Genomic DNA, 922 nt, shown 5'->3' with positions numbered 1-922 from the left:
GCTGCACCTTCTCCCGGAAGGTCATGAATTTCTTCGCTTGCATAGTTTCGGTGTTTTCGAGCGCCTACTCTTTCGTCGGGTTTTCGGCATTTCCCCCGGTTACCTTATAACATGCTGCTCGCATTCAAGCCCGAAGATACGGTTTTTACGTTCTTCGAGGCATTGTGGTTGAATCTCCACGTAAAACCGAAGCGCCACGATCTTCGCGACGGCGCGAGCTCCCGTTCGGTGGCGTAGTAGGAGCCGTCGGACATCTCGGTCGTGAAACACGCGGTCGTGTAGAGAATGCCCGCATAGGTGAATCGGAGCAGCAATCGGTTCTTAAAAAACGATTTTTGAACGGAGCCCGTGAGGGTGTGATCGGCATTGAGGCTCTTCTCTGCCGACCATTGCTGTCGGGTACGTATATTATAAGACAGGTCGAATCGCAATGTTTCGACCGGCTGGAGAATCAGGTTGCAGAAAAACTGAGCGCGTTTCGACGAAAAGGAGTATTTAGCTCCGTCCAACTCGTAATTTTCCTTGATATATTTCCCTTCGGCAGAGGCCCCCAGTCGCAGCCACTCCGTAATATCCGTGTCGTAATCCACAAGTAAAGTATGATAATGCGACGTACCCATATTCATGGGCATCGTAAAGATCACGGTCGGATCGTCCGAATCGTAAAAAGTGAAATCCTCCTGCGTAGCCGTCGCTCTCGCATAACAGTACCAGAACGACAGTTTTCCGCGCAGCGTATAAGTCAGATCGACGCTCCAGTACCGTTCCGGTCTGAGCGCCGGATTGCCGATCGTGTAGCTGTACTGCGAGGTCCGCGTGCGTTTGGGCAGAATGGATTTCCCCGAAGGCAAAGGCCCGCTGTAGCTCATAAAGCACAAATCCATAAAAGTTCCTCGGTTTTCATTGAAGGCGTACGAAAGAA

Annotated in this window: 1 protein-coding gene; it reads right to left on the bottom strand. The window is 51.3% G+C overall.

The features are described from left to right. Window positions 1-104: 104 nt before the first annotated feature. The coding region (locus BN3659_RS03635) for an outer membrane beta-barrel protein (protein ID WP_141682476.1) at window positions 105-922 on the bottom strand (818 nt) is incomplete at its 5' end.

This window comes from Alistipes sp. CHKCI003 (assembly GCF_900021155.1).
Taxonomy (GTDB): domain Bacteria; phylum Bacteroidota; class Bacteroidia; order Bacteroidales; family Rikenellaceae; genus Alistipes; species Alistipes excrementavium.
This window is presented reverse-complemented; position numbering and strand designations above follow the sequence as displayed.